This window comes from Mycobacterium sp. DL (assembly GCF_039729195.1).
Taxonomy (GTDB): Bacteria; Actinomycetota; Actinomycetes; order Mycobacteriales; family Mycobacteriaceae; genus Mycobacterium; species Mycobacterium hippocampi_A.
The window spans coordinates 349,677-367,918 of record NZ_CP155796.1 but is presented as its reverse complement, the minus strand read 5'-3'; the positions used below and the strand labels follow the sequence as shown (position 1 = coordinate 367,918).

Genomic DNA, 18,242 nt, shown 5'->3' with positions numbered 1-18,242 from the left:
CAGATTCGGCGACCGCGTGCTGCGGTAGCCTGCCGAACCATGGTGGCCGAAACCTCACGCGCGCGTCCTAGGTCCCTGGTGGCCCTGGCAGTGTCGGTGCTCGCAGTGGTCGCCGCCTCGGCGCTGGGCGGATTGGCGACCACCAGCGCCGCCGAGGACTACGGCCGCCTCGAACAGCCCGGCTTCGCGCCCCCGTCCTGGGTTTTCGGGCCGACCTGGACACTTCTCTATCTCCTGATGGCCGTCGCGGCCTGGCTCGTCTGGCGTACCGGGCCGTCACCCGATACCCGGCGCGCGTTGACGCTGTACGCCGTTCAGTTGGTCCTCAACGCTGCGTGGACGCCGCTGTTCTTCGGCCTCGGGTGGCGCGGCATCGCGTTCTTCGAACTCGGCGCACTGTTGCTCGTACTCATCGCCACGATCGTGCTGTTCTGGCGGCGTAGCGCGGTCGCCGGGGCCATGCTCCTGCCCTATCTGGCATGGTCGGTGTTCGCCTGGTGCCTGAACTTCGCGGTGTGGCAGCTGAACAACTGAGGAGACCAATGACGAAGACGGTGTTCATCACCGGAGCGGCGACGGGTATCGGCCGCGCGACGGCCCTGCTGTTCGCGCGGAACGGCTACTTCGTGGGCGGCTACGACATCGACGAGTCGGGACTGCAGCTACTGGCCGCGGACATCACCGCGGTCGGCGGCGCCGGGGTCTTCGGGCACCTCGACGTCACCGACGCCGACGAGGTGTCCCTGCGGTTGTCCGAGTTCGTCACGGCCGGCGGCGGCCAACTCGACGTGCTGATCAACAACGCCGGACTGCTCAACGCCGGGCACTTCGAGGAGATCCCGATCGCGGTGCACCACCGGGAGATCGAGGTCAACATCAAGGGCGTGGTCAACGGACTGCACGGGGCGTTTCCGTTCCTCAAGACCACTCCGGGCGCTGTGGTCGTCAACCTCGCGTCGGCCTCGGCGATCTACGGGCAGGCCGAGCTCGCGAACTACAGCGCGACCAAGTTCTACGTCAGGGCGATCACCGAGGCGCTCAATCTCGAGTGGGGCGATCACGACATCCGCGTCATCGACATGTGGCCGCTCTACGTTCAGACGGCGATGACCCGCGACGTGAAGACCGGCACCACAACGTCATTGGGAATCCGCCTCAGCGCGCAGGACATCGCGGACGACATCCTCGCGGCGGTGCAGCCCACATGGCCGCGCCGAGCCATCTCGCAGGTGCATTTTGCGGTGGGCACTCAGGCGAAGGTCCTGGCTCTGGGGGCCCGCTTCTCACCGGCGTGGATCACCCGGCTGGTCAACAAGCGGCTCGCCGGGCGCTGATCAGTCGTCCGACCAGCGCGTCGCCTCGACCTCCGCAGGCAGTGGCGGATGCAGGGGCACATCGAGTCCGTCGTAGATTCCGGGCTTCTGGGCGGCCAGCCAGCTGATGGCGCCGAGCAGACGGTTGGCCGCGGTGGTGTTGCCGCCGTCGGCCCGGGTGCCCCCCGGCACGTCGGCCCGGCTGACGAGGGTCAGCTGCGGGTCGCCGTCGATGATCACCCGGTGGTCGCCGACACCCTCGTCGGGGTAGGGCCAATCGGGCGCGCAGGACTCGTGGATCCGGGTGATGTGGTCGATGACGATGCGTTCCCGGCCACCGGACCACCCGATGACCTTGAGCCAGAAGGCACCCTGGGTGCCCTTCTCGAAGCGACCCATCACGGTGTCGACGGACTCCTCGAGCGGGCGGCGCTGGACGTCCTCGGTGATGTCGTCGATCTCGAGCCCGAGACCGCGGCCGATGAGGCGCAGGTTGCCGCCCCAGACCATCGTCGGGATGGACGGCAGCAGCATCATCGGGATCTCATCCATCGAACCTCCGAATCCACACGAGACCTTCACCGCGTAGGGCTGGTCATAGGTCGAGTAGTCGAAGATCTCCTGGCAGTGGATCGATTTGATCCTGGTGCACAGTCCCGCGGCGGTCACCGCCAGCGCATCGTTGCCCCAGCCCGGGTCGACGCCGCTGACGAGCAGCGTCACCCCGCCCTCTTCGGCGGCCGCGGTGAGGCGTTGCACCCATTCCGGCGGCGCGGAGCGCGGGTCGTAGAGCGAGTACAGCGACGGGGTGACGACGTGCGAACCGGCCCGCAGGCATCGTTCGATGTCGGCGACGGCCTCGTCCGGGCGGATGTCGCCGGATGCCATGTAGGCGACGGCGTCGCAGCCCGCCAGAACCGCGTCGATATCGGTGGATGCGGCGATCCCGGTGTCGGAGTCGAGTCCGGCGAACGTCGCCGCGTCCTTACCGACCTTCTCCTGAGACGACGTGATGACGCCCGTCAACCGCAGCCCGGGAAACGCAGTCACCGACCTGATCGAGGTCGCTCCCATGTTGCCGGTTCCCCACACTGCGACCCCGATATCCGTCTGCACCCGACCACCCTAACCGCCCTGACGTGACCATCATCACAGCCCGCGGAAATGCCTGATCAACGGCAGAAGAGCGACACTTTCCGGGCCTCACCCAACCGCTGGGTTGGTCGGTGCCCGGAAATTGCTCACACTTGCTTTGCGTTGAAGTTACTCAGCGGTATAGTCGGTCGCAGTTACTGGTGGGTAACTTGTCCCGAGTACCCAACCGCATGTGGCGTTCTCATTGAGGAGGAACCGTGGGCCACTACAAGAGCAATGTCCGTGACCAGGTATTCAACCTGTTCGAGGTTCTCGAAGTCGACAAGGCGATGGGTCAGGGCGAGTTCACCGACCTGGACGTCGACACCGCCGTCGAGATGCTGAGCGAGATGGCGCGCCTGGCCGAGGGCCCGGTGGCCGAATCGTTCGCCGAGGGCGACCGCAACCCCCCGGTATTCGACCCGAAGACCCACAGCGTCACGCTGCCGGAGGCTTTCAAGAAGTCGGTGCGCGTTGTCATCGACGGCGGCTGGGACAAGCTCGGCATCGCCGAGGAACTCGGTGGCATGCCGATGCCCCGCGCGCTGTCCTGGGCGTTGCAGGAACACATCCTGGGCGCCAACCCGGCGGTCTACATGTACGCGATGGGCGCCGGCTTCGCCGACATCTTCTACCACCTCGGAACCGAAGAGCAGAAGAAGTGGGCCCTGCTGGCCGCCGAGCGTGGCTGGGGCTCGACCATGGTGCTGACCGAGCCGGACGCCGGTTCCGATGTCGGCGCCGGACGCACCAAGGCCGTGCAGCAGTCCGACGGCTCGTGGCACATCGACGGCGTGAAGCGCTTCATCACCTCGGCCGATTCCGATGACCTGTTCGAGAACATCATGCATCTGGTGCTGGCCCGCCCCGAGGGCGCCGGCCCCGGCACCAAGGGTCTGTCGCTGTTCTTCGTGCCGAAGTTCCTCTTCGACCCCGAGACCGGCGCACCCGGCGAGCGCAACGGTGTGTACGTCACCAACGTCGAGCACAAGATGGGCCTGAAGATCTCCACGACGTGCGAGCTCTCCCTCGGCCAGCACGACGTCCCCGCGAAGGGCTGGCTGGTCGGCGAGGTGCACGAAGGCATCGCGCAGATGTTCGATGTCATCGAGCAGGCTCGAATGATGGTGGGCACCAAGGCGATCGCCACACTGTCCACCGGCTACCTCAACGCACTGGAGTACGCCAAGACCCGCGTTCAGGGTGCCGACCTGACCCAGATGACCGACAAGACCGCGCCGCGCGTGTCGATCACGCACCACCCCGATGTGCGCCGCTCGCTGATGACCCAGAAGGCGTATGCCGAGGGCCTGCGCGCGCTGTACCTGTTCACCGCGACCCACCAGGACGCGGCCGTGGCCCAGGCGGTGCACGGAATCGACGCCGACCTGGCGGTCAAGGTCAACGATCTGCTGCTGCCGATCGTCAAGGGAGTGGGCTCCGAGCAGGCCTACGCCAAGCTCACCGAGAGCCTGCAGACCTTCGGCGGCTCGGGCTTCCTGCAGGACTACCCCATCGAGCAGTACATCCGCGACGCGAAGATCGACTCGCTCTATGAGGGCACCACGGCCATCCAGGCGCAGGACTTCTTCTTCCGCAAGATCGTCCGTGACAAGGGCGTCGCGCTGGCGCACGTCGCCGGGCAGATCGAGCAGTTCGTCAAGAACGAAGCCGGAAACGGGCGCCTCAAGGCCGAACGTGCCCTGCTGGCGACCGCACTGGAAGACGTCCAGGGCATGGCCGCGTCGCTGACCGGCTACCTGATGGCCTCCCAGGAAGACCCGCAGAGCATCTACAAGGTGGGTCTGGGTTCGGTGCGCTTCCTGATGAGCGTCGGCGACCTGGTCATCGGCTGGCTGCTGCAGCAGCAGGCGGCCGTGGCGATCGAGAAGCTCGACGCCGGCGCCACCGGTGACGACCGGGCGTTCTACGAGGGCAAGGTCGCGGTGGCGTCCTTCTTCGCGAAGAACTTCCTGCCGCTGCTCACCAGCACACGCTCGATCGTCGAAAACCTCGACAACGACGTCATGGAACTGGACGAGGCGGCCTTCTAAAGCCGCTCCGCCCACCAGACGCCCCCGGACTCTTCCCGGGGGCGTCTTGTGTTGGCGGGCAAGGTGACCGGGCGGGGAGGACGCACGCCGACGTATCCACCTTGTGCAGGAGAAGTGCGAGTAACCGTCTGCAGAACGTGGATGTCTCGGTCGAGTTCGTGGCCGCGGGCTGACCGCGGAGGCTTACGGGAAGCGCCCCGGACATAAGGGCGGGTTCGGGAGGACTAGTGGGCGCGTCTCATTGGTTCTCGCGCGTCCGGCTTTCATCCCTTGCCGGCTCTTTGGAACAGTCACTCCCGAACCCGTCGTGAGATCGATCGTACGCTTGTGATCGATGTCACACCAGCCCGATTTCGAACCCGATCAGCTCTCCTTCGAGCGGATCAGCGCCCGGGTCCGCGCACGTCCCTCGACCGACGCATCAAAGGGCGCTCCGACGAACTCGTCGACCCCGGAGGCAGCCAGCTCGTCGAGCCGCTGAGCCACCGTCTGCTCGTCTCCGATGATCGCGGCGTCCTCCGGCCCCGCGTAACCCTCGCGGTCGAGCATCGCGCGATAGGACGGCAACGACCCGTACATCGCGAACTGTTCGGCCGCCTGCTTGCGGGCCCCGTCGACGTCGTCGGTGACGGCCACCGGAAGCGCCGCCACCACGCGCACCGAGCCTTCGGCCCGGCCCGCATCGGCCGCCGCCTGCCGCAGCGTCGGGCTGACGTGACCGCCGAGGGTGGCCGGCCCCGTCATCCACGTGCAGGTGCCCGCGGTACGGCGACCGGCCAGGCGCAGCAGCTGTGGACCCAGCGCCGCGATGTACACGTCCGGCCGCGGCGCGCCGGCGATCATCAGGGCGCCGCGGGTGGTGACCGTCTCCCCCGCCGCGTCGGCGGGTTCGCCCGCCAGCAACGGGAGCAGGCCGTCGAGATACTCGTTGAGCCGCCGCACTGGTTTGTCCCAGGGGATGCCCCACATTCCCTCGGTGACCGCGGCATGGGTCATGCCGAGGCCGAGGGTGAACCGGCCCCCCGAGGCCAGACTGACGGTCAGCGCGCGTTGCGCCATCTGCATGGGGTGCTGGTTCTGGATCGGGACGACGCCGCTGGCCGCCTCGATGGTGTCGACCTCACGCAGCGCCACCGCCAACACTGTGAGAAGGTCGGGCTCGTAGGGCAGTTGGCTCATCCACACCCTGCGGAAGCCCTCGTCGCGCAATTGCGCCAGGTTGGTGATGGTCGCCTCGATCGGCGACTCGCTGCCGGCTCCGCTGAGCTGTCCGAACATGCTGATCTGCATGGGCTGAACAGTAGCCCCGACATGAAAATGCCCCGTGTTGCCGTCGGGTCGGGGGGTCAGACGGCAACACGGAGCTATCCCATGTATCGATCGCTCACCGGCGGGCGTTACAGCTGCCGGCAATCTTTTTTCTCAGGCCTCGAGGATGGCGGTCACACCCTGTCCACCTGCGGCGCAGACCGAGATGAGACCGCGCGCAGGTTGCCCGGTGGCGGCCTTCTTCTCGGCCAGTTGCTTGGCCAACTGCGCGACGATCCGCCCGCCGGTCGCGGCGAACGGGTGCCCCGCTGCCAGCGACGAACCGTTGACGTTGAGCTTGGACCTGTCGATGGAGCCGAGCGCCCCGTCCAGGCCCAGGCGCTCCTTGCAGTACTCCTCGGACTCCCAGGCCGCCAACGTGGCCAGCACCACCGAGGCGAAGGCCTCGTGGATCTCGTAGAAGTCGAAATCCTGCAGTGTCAGCCCGTTGCGGGACAGCAGCCGCGGCACCGCGTAGGTGGGGGCCATCAGCAACCCGTCGCGGCCGTTCACGTAGTCCACCGCCGCGGTCTCACCGTCGACGAAGTACGCCAGCACCGGGATCGAGCGTTCGGCGGCCCACTCCTCGCTGGACAGCAGTGCCACCGACGCACCGTCGGTCAGTGGCGTCGAGTTGCCTGCTGTCATCGTTGCGTCGCCGTTGCGCACCCCGAACACGGGCTTGAGCTTGGCCAATTTCTCGGTCGAGGAGTCGGCGCGCAGGTTGTTGTCCCGGTAGAGACCGAGGAATGGCGAGACCAGGTCGTCGAAGAAGCCGCGGTCGTAGGCCGCAGCCATGTTCTTGTGGCTGGCGGCGGCCAGTGCGTCCTGGTCGACGCGTTTGACGCCCATCTCCTTGGCGGTGACGGCGGCGTGCTCGCCCATCGACATCCCGGTGCGCGGCTCGCTGTTGACCGGGATCTCGACGCCCAGGGCGGCGGGCAGCTTGCCGACCAGCTTCAGGCGATCGACGTTCGACTTGGCCCGCCGGAGTCCCAGCAGCACCCGGCGGAAGTCGTCGCCGAACGCGATCGGGGCGTCCGAAGCGGTGTCCACACCGCCCGCGGCGGCCACCTCGTAGCGGCCCAGCGCGATGCCGTCAGCAGCGGCGATGGCCGACTGCAGGCCGGTGCCGCACGCCTGCTGCAGGTCGAATGCCGGGGTGTAGGACGAGAGCCCGCTGCCCAGCACGCATTCGCGCATCAGGTTGAAGTCCCGGCTGTGCTTGAGCACCGCGCCGCCGATCACCGCGTCGAGCTTTTCGCCCTTCAGGTTGAAGCGGTCAGCCAGGCCGTCGAGCACGGCGGTGAACATGTCCTGGTTGGAGGCGTTCGCATACGCGCCGTCGGAGCGCGCGAAGGGAATCCGATTGCCGCCGAGAATCGCTACTCGGCGGGGTGTGTTGTTGTCTGCCACGTCTGCCTCCCGGCGTCGCGAGGATCATTGGGTGTCGAGAGTCATACTACCCACGGTTCTTACTCTGGAGTAAGTTCGTGATCGATACGACAGTGCGGCGATGGGGTACCCCGTCCCTCGACCGCTTCCACATCACCGATTTCTTCGCGAAAGGCAGCGCTGTGGCTTCCGATCTCCTCTCACAAGTCGTCAACTCCGGTCCCGGTGGGTTCCTGGCCAAACAGCTCGGTGTTCCGCAGCCTGAAACCCTGCGGCGCTATGAGCAGGGCAAGCCGCCCCTGGCCGGTTCGCTGCTGATCGGCGGCGATGGTCGAGTGGTGGAGCCACTGCGGGCAGCCCTGGCCGAGGACTACGACGTGGTCGCCAACAACCTCGGCGGACGCTGGGCCGATTCATTCGGCGGCCTGGTCTTCGACGCCACCGGCATCACCGAACCCGAGGGCCTCAAGGGTCTCTACGAGTTCTTCACCCCACTGCTGCGCAACCTCGGCCACTCGGGGCGCGTCGTTGTCATCGGAACCACGCCGGAGGAGACCGGCAGCGTTCACGAGCGCACGGCGCAGCGCGCGCTGGAGGGGTTCACCCGCTCGCTGGGCAAGGAGTTGCGCAACGGCGCCACCGCCGCGCTGGTCTACCTCTCCCCCGACGCCAAGCCCGCGGCGACCGGGCTGGAGTCCACGTTGCGGTTCCTGCTGTCGGCAAAGTCGGCCTACGTCGACGGTCAGGTCTTCCGGGTCGGCGCGGCCGACTCCACCCCGCCGGCGGACTGGGACAAGCCGCTCGACGGCAAGGTCGCCGTGGTGACGGGAGCCGCACGCGGAATCGGCGCGACGATCGCGCAGGTGTTCGCGCGCGACGGCGCAAAGGTCATCGCGATCGACATGGAAGGAGCGGCCGAGGAGCTCGCCGAGGTCGCCACCAAGATCGGGGGCACCGCACTGACCCTCGACGTCACCGCCGCCGACGCGGTGGACCGCATCACCGACCATGTGAAGCAGCACTACGACGGCCGGCTCGACATCCTGGTCAACAACGCGGGCATCACCCGCGACAAGCTGCTCGCCAACATGGACGAAGGCCGGTGGGACTCCGTGGTCGCGGTGAATCTCCTTGCGCCGCTGCGGCTTGCCGAGGAGTTGGTGGCCAACGGGACCATCGGAGACGGCGGTCGGATCGTCGGGTTGTCGTCGATGGCCGGCATCGCGGGCAATCGGGGACAGACGAACTACGCCGCGACCAAGGCGGGCATGATCGGACTCACCGATGCGCTGGCACCGCAGTTCGCGGAGAAGAACATCACCATCAACGCGATCGCGCCGGGGTTCATCGAGACCAAGATGACCGACGCGATCCCGCTGGCCACCCGGGAGGTCGGCAGGCGACTGAACTCGCTGTTCCAGGGTGGCCAACCGGTGGATGTGGCCGAGGCGATCGCCTACTTCGCGAGCCCGGCGTCCAACGCGGTCACCGGAAACACCATTCGGGTGTGCGGCCAGGCCATGCTGGGCGCATGAGCGAAGCTTGCGGAGCGAATCGACCGATGTTGAGCGAAGCTTGCGGAGCGAATCGAGGATCATGAGCGGGAACCAACAGCCCTCGGGCTTGAAGAACATGCTGTGGGCGGCCGCGGGCGCGTTGCCCTTCGTGCCGCGCGACGACACGCTGCCGGCCCGCACGCTGACGGTGGACGAGTTGCTGATCGACCCCGCCAACGTCGCCGCATACGCCAATGTCACCGGGCTGCGATTCGGCGACACCGTGCCGCTGACCTACCCGTTCGCGCTCACGTTCCCGACGGTGATGTCGCTGGTGTCGGCGTTCGACTTCCCTTTCGCCGCAATGGGTTCGGTGCACATCGAGAACCACATCACCCAGTACCGGCCGATCTCGGTGACCGATACCGTTTCGGTGGCAGTGCATGCCGAGAACCTGCGGGAGCACCGCAAGGGCCTGCTGGTCGACATCGTGACCGACGTCAATGTCGGCAACGACACCGCCTGGCATCAGGTCACCACGTTCCTGCACCAGCAGCGGACCAGCCTGTCCGACGAACCCAAGTCGCCACCGCAGAAGCAGCCCAAACTGCCCCCGCCCAATGCCGTTTTGAACATCACGGCCGGGCAGATCCGTCACTACGCGTCGGTCGGCGGTGACCACAACCCGATTCACACCAACGGGATCGCTGCCAAGCTCTTCGGCTTCCCCACTGTGATCGCACACGGGATGTTCAGTGCTGCTGCGGTTCTGGCGAACATCGAGGGCCAGCTGCCCGATGCGGTCAGGTACTCGGTGCGGTTCGCCAAACCCGTTGTGCTGCCGGCTCGCGCAGGCCTCTACGTCGATCGCACCGCCGACGGCTGGGATCTGACGCTGCGGCACCTCACCAAGGGCCACCCGCACCTGTCGGGATCGGTGACACCGGCCTGACGACGGCTGCTCGCGCGCTCAGTGCGACGCGACGGCGTCCTTGTCAGGTGCAGCGGTGTCCTTGGACGACACAGTGTCCTTGGACGACACAGTGTCCTTGGACGACACAGTGTCCTTGGACGGCACGGTGTCCTTGTCGGACGGCGCACCCTTGAGGCCCAGCCAGAACAGGTCGATCAGCAGTTGCGCGGCCTCGCCGGCATCGGCGTCGCCGGTGCTGACCCGTGATGCCACCGCCTCCCCGGCACCCACCAGCGCAACGGCCATCAGGTCGAAGTCGGTGTCCGGCCCGGGAGCTCGAGTGCCCGAACGCAGCAGGCGGCCGACGAGCTCGATGATGCGTTCGCGACCCTCGCGAACGGTGTGGGCGAACCGCTGCGAGCTGGTCGCCTGGGTGTAGAGCACCATCCAGGACGCCCGGTTCGCGTCGATGTACTTCAGGAATGACAGAACGGCGCTGCGCAACAACTCTTTTGGCGGGTCGTCGAAATCGACGTTGCCACGCAGCTCGTCGACGAACCGGGTCAGCTCCCTGTCCAGGCAGGCGCCGAACAGTTCCTCTTTCGAGCCGTAGTACAGGTACAGCATCGGCTTGCTGATCTGCGCCGCGGCCGCGATCGCGTCCATCGACGTCTCGTGATAGCCGTTCACCGAGAACATCTGCACCGCGGCATCGAGCATCTGCTGCTCACGCACGGCACGCGGTAACCGCTTGGTACCACCTGCCATCCGCTGAGCCTTCCTGACCTGAATGCGACGTGTTCTCACCACAGGGTAAGCAATGACAGGCCGATCAGCCCCCGCAGCGAGGAGATGGACCCTTTGCTGCCGAGATCCGCGACACCGCGGCGTCGACGCCGGACATGGTCAGTTCGCCGGCCGCCACCGCCTTCTCCAGGCGGTCGAGCACCGCCGGCACCTCGGCGGTGGTGACCCACAACGCCACGTCGGCGCCGGCCTGCAGGGAGCGCAGTACCGCGTCGGCGACGCCGAACCTGTCGGTGATGGCCCGCATGCTGGACAGGTCGTCGGTGAACACCAGTCCGTTGAACGGCGGGCCGCCGTAGTCGCCGGAACGCAGCAGCGCGTACGCCGCGGGACTCAGGCTGGCGGGTTCGCTGCCGGTCAGGCCGGGGATCTCCATGTGCCCGACCATGACGGCGACGGGTGCCTCCGCCGTCAATGTCCGATAGGGCAGCAGGTCGTTGGCCTGCAGAACGTCCAGCGGCGGAGTGACGACGCTGCCTTCGTGTGAGTCACCCGATCCCTGGCCGTGCCCGGGGAAGTGCTTGAGCACCGGCATCAGCCCGGCGTCCCGCAGGCCGCGCGCGTAGGCGCCTGCGTAGTCGGTGACCGTGGTGGGGTCGGCACCGAACGACCGGTCGCCGATGACGGTGTTGTCCGGGTCGTCGGTGATGTCGACGACGGGGGCGAAGTCGACGGTGATCCCCAGGTTCCGCATCTGGGTGCCGCGGTCCCGCGCGATGGCGTAGACCTCTTCGGGGGTGCTGGTCTGGGCCAGCACCCGGGGTGCGGGCTGGGAGCCGATCACGCTCGAGAGCCGCGAGACTCGGCCGCCCTCCTCGTCGACGCTCACCGCCAGGGGCAGCGGGCCTGCCGTCGCGGCGATGTCGGACAGGGAGCCGTCGGTCAGCATGGACAGGTCGGTCCAGCTGCCGATCATGATGCCGCCCACATGGTGGCTGTCGACGACGGCGCGGGCGTCCGCGGCTCCGGTCACCCCGACCATGAGGAGCTGGGCCAGCTTGTCCCGTGTCGACATCGCGGCGGGATCACCGCAGGCGGGGGCCGCCGGGACAGGGGCCGCGGGCGGGGGTGCCATGTTGGGGACGGGACCTGCGGCCATCGCCAGTGGTGCGCTGGATGGCGACGGTTCGGGGGACTCGGCGGTCGACGTGCATCCCACGGTGAGTGCCCCCACCGTCAGCGTCGCGAGCAGGGCGCGGGGGGCTGTCCATCGAATTCGGGGCATGACCATACGTCCCGACAGTAATGGCAGCAGCTGTCCCGTTCGACGCCCCGGTGGCCCGCGCGACGGTGTTTGCCCCGCCCGACGAGGCCAATAGGGTGGTCAGAACACCGGTGAAGGCGAAGAGGAGCACGGCGATGACGACTGCGGGACCCGGCCGGACGGCCGGGGAGAAGAAGACCGTGATCGTCATCGCCTTCGACGGTTCGCCCACCGCTCGGCGCGCCGTGCACTACGCCGGTCGATTCCTCACCGCGGACCGTGCGGTCGTGCTGACCGTGTGGTCCCCGATGGACCGCGGGCCCGACCCGTTGTCCTACGACCTCGACGGACCGCCCGATCCGACCGATACCGACGAGGTCGACATCGCACTGGCCGAGGCGCGCCGCATCAGCGACGAGGGGCTGGAGATCGCGCTGGCCAGCGGGCTGCCCGCCGAGGCGTTGTGCGTCGCGCAGACCTACACGGTGTGGGGCGCGATCATCGACGTCGCCGACGAACTCGACGCCGATCTGATCGTCACCGGCACCCGCGCCACCACCGGGTTGCGGTCGCTGATCCAGTCCAGCGTGGCCGATCACGTGATGCGGCGGGGGCAACGCCCGGTGCTGATCGTGCCGCCGGGCCCGTGATGCGTCGCATGCTAGCTTTGGCCCCATGGATCGGTTCCTCGTGCCTGCTGCCGCCAGCATCGTCGTCGGCCTGCTGCTGGGCGCGGCCGCCGTGTTCGGGGTGACGTTGATGGTGCAGCAGGACACCAGGCCGCCATTGCAGGCGGGCGATCCGGCGTCGTCGGTGCTCAACAGGGTCGAGTACGGCGACAGAAGCTAAATCCCGGGTCGGTACGCTCCTGACCTCCGTGGTTGATCTGTCCCGCCCGGAAAGGGTCGATCCACTTTCCCGGCGCTGGCTCTGGGTGGTTGCCGCGGCGGCGCTGGTTCTGACGTTCGCCCAGTCACCGGGCCAGATCTCGCCCGACACCAAACTCGACCTCACCGCGAACCCGCTGCGGTTCCTGACCCGTGCGTTCAGCCTGTGGAACAGCGACCTGCCCTTCGGCCAGGCGCAGAACCAGGCCTACGGCTACCTGTTCCCTCACGGCACCTTCTTCCTGGCCGGTGACGTGCTCGGCGTGCCCGACTGGGTGACCCAGCGGTTGTGGTGGGCGTTGCTGCTGACAGTCGGCTTCTGGGGCGTGCTGCGACTGGCCGAAGCGCTCGGCATCGGCAGCCCCACGTCCCGGGTAGTCGGCGCGGTCGTTTACGTGCTCTCGCCGCGGGTGCTCACCACGATCGGCGCGATCTCGTCGGAGACGTTGCCGATGATGCTCGCGCCGTGGGTGCTGCTTCCGGTGGTCATGGCCCTCCAGGGCGACCCGCGACTGCGGATGCTGGCCGCCAGGTCAGGGCTGGCCATCGCGTTGATGGGCGCGGTCAACGCCGTCGCGACGCTCACGGCCTGCCTGTGTGCGGCGGTGTGGTTGGCCTGCCATCGTCCGAACGCCCTGTGGCGTCGCTTCACCGCGTGGTGGCTGCTGTGTGTGGTGTTGGCGGTGACGTGGTGGGTGATCGCGCTGCTGCATCTCGGCCGGATCAGTCCGCCGTTCCTGGACTTCATCGAATCCTCCGGCGTCACCACCCGCTGGATGTCGCTGACCGAGATGCTCCGCGGCACCGGCGCGTGGACGCCGTACGTCGCACCGACGGCCACCGCGGGCGCGCCACTGGTGACCGGGTCGGTGGCGGTGCTGGCGACGACGCTGGTCGCAGCAGGCGGACTCGCCGGCCTTGCGCTGCGGTCGATGCCGGCGAAGGGCCGGTTGATCACGATCCTGATGCTGGGCGTCGTGCTGCTGGCCGTCGGCTACAGCGGCGGGCTGGGTTCACCGATCGCCCAGCACGTCCAGATGTTCCTCGATGCGGACGGCACGCCGCTGCGCAACCTGCACAAACTGGACCCGCTGCTGCGACTGCCGCTGGCGTTGGGCGTGGCCCATCTACTGGGCCGCATCCCGCTTCCGGGCAGCGCGCCCCGACCTGTGTGGCGCAACGCGTTGGCACACCCGGAGAAGGACAGACGGATCGCCGTGGGCATCGTGCTGCTCACCGCCCTGACCGCCGCCACCTCACTGGCCTGGACCGGTCGCCTGACCGCCCCGGGAGCGTTCGACGCGATCCCGCAGTACTGGCAGGACACCGCGGACTGGCTGGATGCCAACAACTCCGGATCCGCAACGCCCGGAAGGGTTCTGGTGGCGCCGGGAGCGCCGTTCGCCACCCAGGTGTGGGGCAACAGCCACGACGAGCCGCTGCAGGTACTGGGTGACAGTCCCTGGGGTGTGCGCGACTCGATCCCGTTGACCCCGCCGGAGACGATCCGCGCCCTGGACTCGGTGCAACGGCTCTTCGCCGCCGGCAGGCCCTCCGTAGGCCTCGCAGATACTCTTGCCCAACAAGGCATTTCGTATGTCGTGGTGAGAAACGACCTGGACCCGGAGACCTCGCGATCGGCACGCCCCATCCTGGTGCACCGCGCGATCGACGGCTCGCCGGGCCTGACCAGGGTGGCCCAGTTCGGCGAACCCGTCGGACCGGGAACTCTGGAGGGCTTCATCACCGACAGCGGTCTGCGCCCGCGCTACCCGGCGGTGGAGATCTACCGGGTCGATGGCACAACGCCGGGGCAATCCGCAGCCGCGGCGCCCTATCTGGTTGATGCCGACACGATGGCCCGGGTGGACGGCGGACCCGAATCGTTGCTGCGCCTCAACGAGCGCAGGCGGTTGTCGGGGGAGCAGCCGCTGGGACCGATGCTGCTGACACCGGATGCGCTCGACGCCGGACTGCCTGCACCGGTCGTCACCGTGACCGACACCCCGCTGGCGCGTGAAACCGACTACGGCCGCGTCGACGACCACTCGTCGGCCATCCGCAGTGCCGAAGACCCCCGCAACACCTTCAACAGGGTGCCCGACTACCCCGTGGGCGGCACCGAGCCTGTCTACGGGCAGTGGGACGGCGGCCGTATCTCGGTGTCGAGTTCGGCTTCCGATTCCACCGCCTTGCCCAACGTCTCCCCGGCCTCGGCGCCACCCGCGGCGATCGACGGCGACGCGTCGACCAGTTGGGTGTCCAACGCGTTGCAGAGCGCCGTCGGACAGTGGCTCCAGGTCGATTTCGACCGGCCCGTCACCAACGCCACCCTCACGATCACCCCCAGCGCCACCGCCGTCGGGGCACAGGTGCGCCGTCTCGAGGTCGCCACCGTCGTCGGCACCACCACGGTGCGCTTCGACCAGGCGGGCGAGCCGCTGACCGTCGCGCTGCCCTACGGCGAAACCCCCTGGGTGCGCATCACCGCTGTAGCCACCGACGACGGATCCCCCGGAGTGCAGTTCGGCATCACCGATTTCAGCATCACCCAGTACGACGCCAACGGGTTCGCGACTCCTGTCACTCTCCGACACACCGTGGCGGTGCCGGGGCCACCACCGGGTTCGACTGTCGCACAATGGGATCTGGGTTCCGAGCTACTGGGGCGCTCCGGCTGCGCCGAGAGCCCGACCGGCATCCGGTGTGCGGCGGCGATGGCGCTGGCCTCCGAGGAACCCGTCAATCTGAGTCGCACGTTGACTGTGCCCGAGCAGATGCAGGTGACGCCGACCGTGTGGGTGCGCGCCCGACAGGGCCCGAACCTCGCCGATCTCATCGCCCAACCCGACACGGTACGGGCCGAGGGCGATTCGGACCCCATCGACGTGCTGGGCTCCGCATACGCCGCCACCGACGGTGACCCCGCAACGGCCTGGACCGCGCCGCAGCGCGTCGTGCAACCGCGCACTCCCCCGACGCTCGTGCTGAAGCTGCCGACCCCACAGAACGTTGCGGCATTGCGGGTGACCCCGAGTTCGTCTGCGCTGCCGGCTCATCCGACGATGATCGCCGTCGACCTCGGGGACGGACCGGAGGTGCGTCGACTCACCGAGGGCACTGAGACGCTGGACCTCGAACCCCGCGTCACCGACACCATCACCGTGTCGCTGCTGGACTGGGATGACGTGATCGACCGCACCGCACTCGGTTTCGACCAACTCAAGCCGCCGGGTCTGGCGGAGGTCGTCGCTCTCGACGAGCGCAGGGCCCCGATCGCGGCCGCCGACGCGGCCACCAACCGAGCGCGGACCATCACCATGCCGTGCGGCCGCGGCCCGATCATCGGTGTCGCCGGGCTCTTCGTGCAGACCTCGGTGTCCACCACCGTCGGCGCTCTGCTCGACAACCAACCGATTCCGGCCCGCCCCTGCCGCGCCGAGCCGATCACGCTGCCCACCGGCCAGCAGGAGTTGCTGATCAGCCCCGGTCCGGCGTTCATCGTCGACGGTGTCCAGATCGCCGCGCCACCGGCAGGCCAACTCGGTTCGGCCACATCAGATTCCGTGGCCACCCGCCGCTGGACCAACGACCACCGCGACGTCGACGTGGACTCCTCTGACGCCGTGCGAGTTCTGGTGGTGCCCGAGAGCGTCAACCCGGGCTGGGTCGCCCGCGGCAGCGACGGGGCGCCCCTGACGGCGGTCACCGTCAACGGTTGGCAGCAGGGTTGGGTGGTTCCCGCCGGGACCGAGGGCACCGTCACGCTGAACTTCGCCTCCAACACCAGCTATCGCGCCGGCCTCATCAGCGGCCTCGCACTGCTGCCGCTGCTGCTCGTGCTGGCATTCCTGCCGTCCAGGCGCCCCGCGGTGTCCGGTGAACCCGCTCGGCCGTGGCAGCCGCCGACAGCCGTGTGCGGCGCCATTGTGGTGGTCGCGGCTTCTTTGATCGCCGGGCTGGTCGGGGCGGTGATGGCCGGCGCCGCGCTCGGGCTGCGGTACCTGCTGCGTAACCGCGAAAGACTCTGGAACGCCGCGACTGTCGGCGGTGCGGCGGCCGGCCTGATCCTGGCCGGGGCGGTGCTCAGCCAGAACCCGTGGCGTTCGGTCGACGGATACGTGGGGCACTCGGCCGGTGTGCAGTTCCTGGCGCTGGTGTCCGTCATCGCCGTCGTGATATCGACGTTGGGCTCGGCGACGCCTCCCGCCGAGCATGCGGAGGCGATCGACGACGAGGATGGAGCGACATGACGAGTCCTGTTCCCCCGATCGGCACCCAGGTCTCGGCACTGGCCGCCCGGAACCCCGAAGCTGCGGCCGTCACCTGCTCGGGCGTCACGGTGACACGAGCGGAGATGGACGCGGCGACCAATCGTGTTGCGCGCGGGTTCGCCTCGCTCGGTGTGGGTGTCGGCGACTACGTGACGATCGTGCTGCCGAACTCACTGGACTGGGTGTATTCGGTGCTGGCCTGCTGGAAGCTGGGCGCGGTGCCGCAGCCGCTGTCCGCACGCCTGCCCGACGTCGAGCTCGCCGCGCTGCTCGAACTGCGGCGTCCCAGGCTGCTGGTCGGCCGACCCGACCCGACCGGTGTGACCGCCAGTGCGCCAGCGGATCTCGCCGCCGAATACTCGGGGTTCTCGTCCGCACCGTTGCCCGAAGCGGTGTCGCCGGTGTGGAAGTCGATGGCCTCCGGCGGCAGCACAGGTCGGCCCAAGCTGATCGAATCGGGCGGCGACAGCAGGGTGCCCGCCGCGATCGGCCAGCCGTTGGGAGCGCAGGAGGGCGACGTCACCCTGATCTCGGTGCCGCTGAGCCACAACACCGGTTTCACGACCTTCGCCATCGGTCTGCTGCAGGGACACCATCTGGTGGTGATGCCCCGGTTCGAACCGACCGAGTTCCTCAACCTGGTCACCGAACACCGGGTGACGTTCCTGACCACGGTCCCCACGATCATGCAGCGCCTACTGCCCGCCTACCGCGCCGACCCCGACGCCTACGATCTGTCGTCGATCCGCAGGCTCTGGCATCTGGCTGCGCCGTGCCCACCGGCGGTCAAACTCGCGTGGATCGAGATTCTGGGTCCGGGTGCGGTCTGGGAACTCTACGGCGGCACCGAGTTGCAGGCGCTGACGTTCATCTCAGGTGACCAGTGGCTGGCCCATCCGGGATCGGTGGGAACCGTCGTCGCCGGTGAGATGAAGGTGCTAGACGACGACGGCAACGAATGTCCGCCCGGGGAGGTCGGCGAGATCTACATGCGTCCGGCGCCGGGGGGACGACCCACCTATCGCTACATCGGTAGCACCGCGAAGTCCCGCGACGGTTGGGACTCGCTGGGAGATCTGGGCTACTACCGGGATTTCGGAGCCGAACGCTATTTCTACCTCAACGACCGCAGGGTCGACATGTTCACTGTGGGCGGTCGCAACGTGTACCCGGCCGAGATCGAATCAGCGCTTTCTGAGCATCCGGAAGTGTTGTCCTGCTTGGCAGTTGGAATTCCCGATGCCGATCTGGGCCAGGTGCCGCATGTGCTGGTGCAGGCTGCGGGCCTGGATGAGGCGGCGGTCGTGGGGTTTCTCGCCGAGCGGATCGCGTCCTACAAGCTGCCGCGGTCGGTGGAGTTCACCGACCGGCCGCTGCGCGACGACGCCGGGAAGGCGCGTCGGTCGGCGGTGCGCGACGAGGTCATCGCGCGGCGGGCCGCGCAATCGGACTAGCTG

General features: G+C 68.1%; 14 protein-coding genes. 9 read left to right on the top strand and 5 right to left on the bottom strand.

Annotation, left to right across the window (positions count from 1 at the left end; all coding sequences use genetic code 11):
- Positions 1-39 precede the first annotated feature (39 nt).
- Positions 40-534, top strand: a complete 495-nt coding sequence (locus ABDC78_RS01760) for a TspO/MBR family protein (protein WP_178356782.1) — start codon at positions 40-42, stop codon at positions 532-534.
- 8 nt (positions 535-542) lie between these two features.
- A complete protein-coding gene (locus tag ABDC78_RS01755; RefSeq protein WP_178356783.1) occupies positions 543-1,334 on the top strand; it encodes an SDR family oxidoreductase in 792 nt (263 codons plus the stop codon).
- Here ABDC78_RS01755 and ABDC78_RS01750 read toward each other — a convergent pair whose 3' ends face one another.
- Entirely contained in the window at positions 1,335-2,387 is a 1,053-nt protein-coding gene (locus ABDC78_RS01750; RefSeq protein ID WP_218620191.1) for a dihydrodipicolinate reductase, read from the bottom strand.
- Between the two features lie 278 nt (positions 2,388-2,665).
- Here ABDC78_RS01750 and ABDC78_RS01745 point away from each other — a divergent pair, with 278 nt between their 5' ends.
- A complete protein-coding gene (locus ABDC78_RS01745) occupies positions 2,666-4,501 on the top strand; it encodes an acyl-CoA dehydrogenase (protein ID WP_178356785.1) in 1,836 nt (611 codons plus the stop codon).
- A gap of 363 nt (positions 4,502-4,864) precedes the next feature.
- On the opposite strand, the gene ABDC78_RS01740 is transcribed toward ABDC78_RS01745, so the two are convergent.
- Positions 4,865-5,791 carry a TIGR03564 family F420-dependent LLM class oxidoreductase gene (locus ABDC78_RS01740; protein ID WP_178356786.1) on the bottom strand — a complete coding sequence of 309 codons (927 nt, stop codon included), beginning with the start codon at positions 5,789-5,791 and terminating at the stop codon, positions 4,865-4,867.
- A 132-nt stretch (positions 5,792-5,923) separates the two neighbouring features.
- A complete protein-coding gene (locus ABDC78_RS01735; protein ID WP_178356787.1) occupies positions 5,924-7,225 on the bottom strand; it encodes an acetyl-CoA C-acetyltransferase in 1,302 nt (433 codons plus the stop codon).
- A gap of 161 nt (positions 7,226-7,386) precedes the next feature.
- Between ABDC78_RS01735 and ABDC78_RS01730 the strand changes: the two genes are divergently transcribed.
- Positions 7,387-8,739 carry a 3-oxoacyl-ACP reductase gene (locus tag ABDC78_RS01730; RefSeq protein WP_178356793.1) on the top strand — a complete coding sequence of 451 codons (1,353 nt, stop codon included), beginning with the start codon at positions 7,387-7,389 and terminating at the stop codon, positions 8,737-8,739.
- Between the two features lie 61 nt (positions 8,740-8,800).
- Positions 8,801-9,652, top strand: a complete 852-nt coding sequence (locus ABDC78_RS01725) for a MaoC/PaaZ C-terminal domain-containing protein (RefSeq protein ID WP_178356788.1) — start codon at positions 8,801-8,803, stop codon at positions 9,650-9,652.
- An 18-nt stretch (positions 9,653-9,670) separates the two neighbouring features.
- Here ABDC78_RS01725 and ABDC78_RS01720 read toward each other — a convergent pair whose 3' ends face one another.
- Positions 9,671-10,381 (bottom strand): TetR/AcrR family transcriptional regulator, encoded by a 711-nt coding sequence (locus ABDC78_RS01720; RefSeq protein WP_178356789.1) that lies wholly within the window; start codon positions 10,379-10,381, stop codon positions 9,671-9,673.
- 64 nt (positions 10,382-10,445) lie between these two features.
- Positions 10,446-11,651, bottom strand: coding sequence for a glycoside hydrolase family 3 N-terminal domain-containing protein (locus ABDC78_RS01715; protein WP_347133297.1), 1,206 nt, complete (start codon positions 11,649-11,651; stop codon positions 10,446-10,448).
- Between the two features lie 128 nt (positions 11,652-11,779).
- Between ABDC78_RS01715 and ABDC78_RS01710 the strand changes: the two genes are divergently transcribed.
- The 4 genes from ABDC78_RS01710 to ABDC78_RS01695 are packed head-to-tail and all read left to right on the top strand — an operon-like array spanning position 11,780 to position 18,239.
- Positions 11,780-12,274 (top strand): universal stress protein, encoded by a 495-nt coding sequence (locus tag ABDC78_RS01710; RefSeq protein WP_178359408.1) that lies wholly within the window; start codon positions 11,780-11,782, stop codon positions 12,272-12,274.
- 25 nt (positions 12,275-12,299) lie between these two features.
- Positions 12,300-12,473, top strand: coding sequence for a DUF2613 domain-containing protein (locus ABDC78_RS01705; protein ID WP_070356595.1), 174 nt, complete (start codon positions 12,300-12,302; stop codon positions 12,471-12,473).
- A 28-nt stretch (positions 12,474-12,501) separates the two neighbouring features.
- A complete protein-coding gene (locus ABDC78_RS01700) occupies positions 12,502-16,764 on the top strand; it encodes an alpha-(1->3)-arabinofuranosyltransferase (protein ID WP_347133296.1) in 4,263 nt (1,420 codons plus the stop codon).
- Positions 16,761-18,239, top strand: coding sequence for an AMP-binding protein (locus tag ABDC78_RS01695; protein WP_178359401.1), 1,479 nt, complete (start codon positions 16,761-16,763; stop codon positions 18,237-18,239). The genes ABDC78_RS01700 and ABDC78_RS01695 overlap by 4 nt, the downstream gene beginning before the upstream one ends.
- The last annotated feature ends 3 nt before the right edge of the window (positions 18,240-18,242 follow it).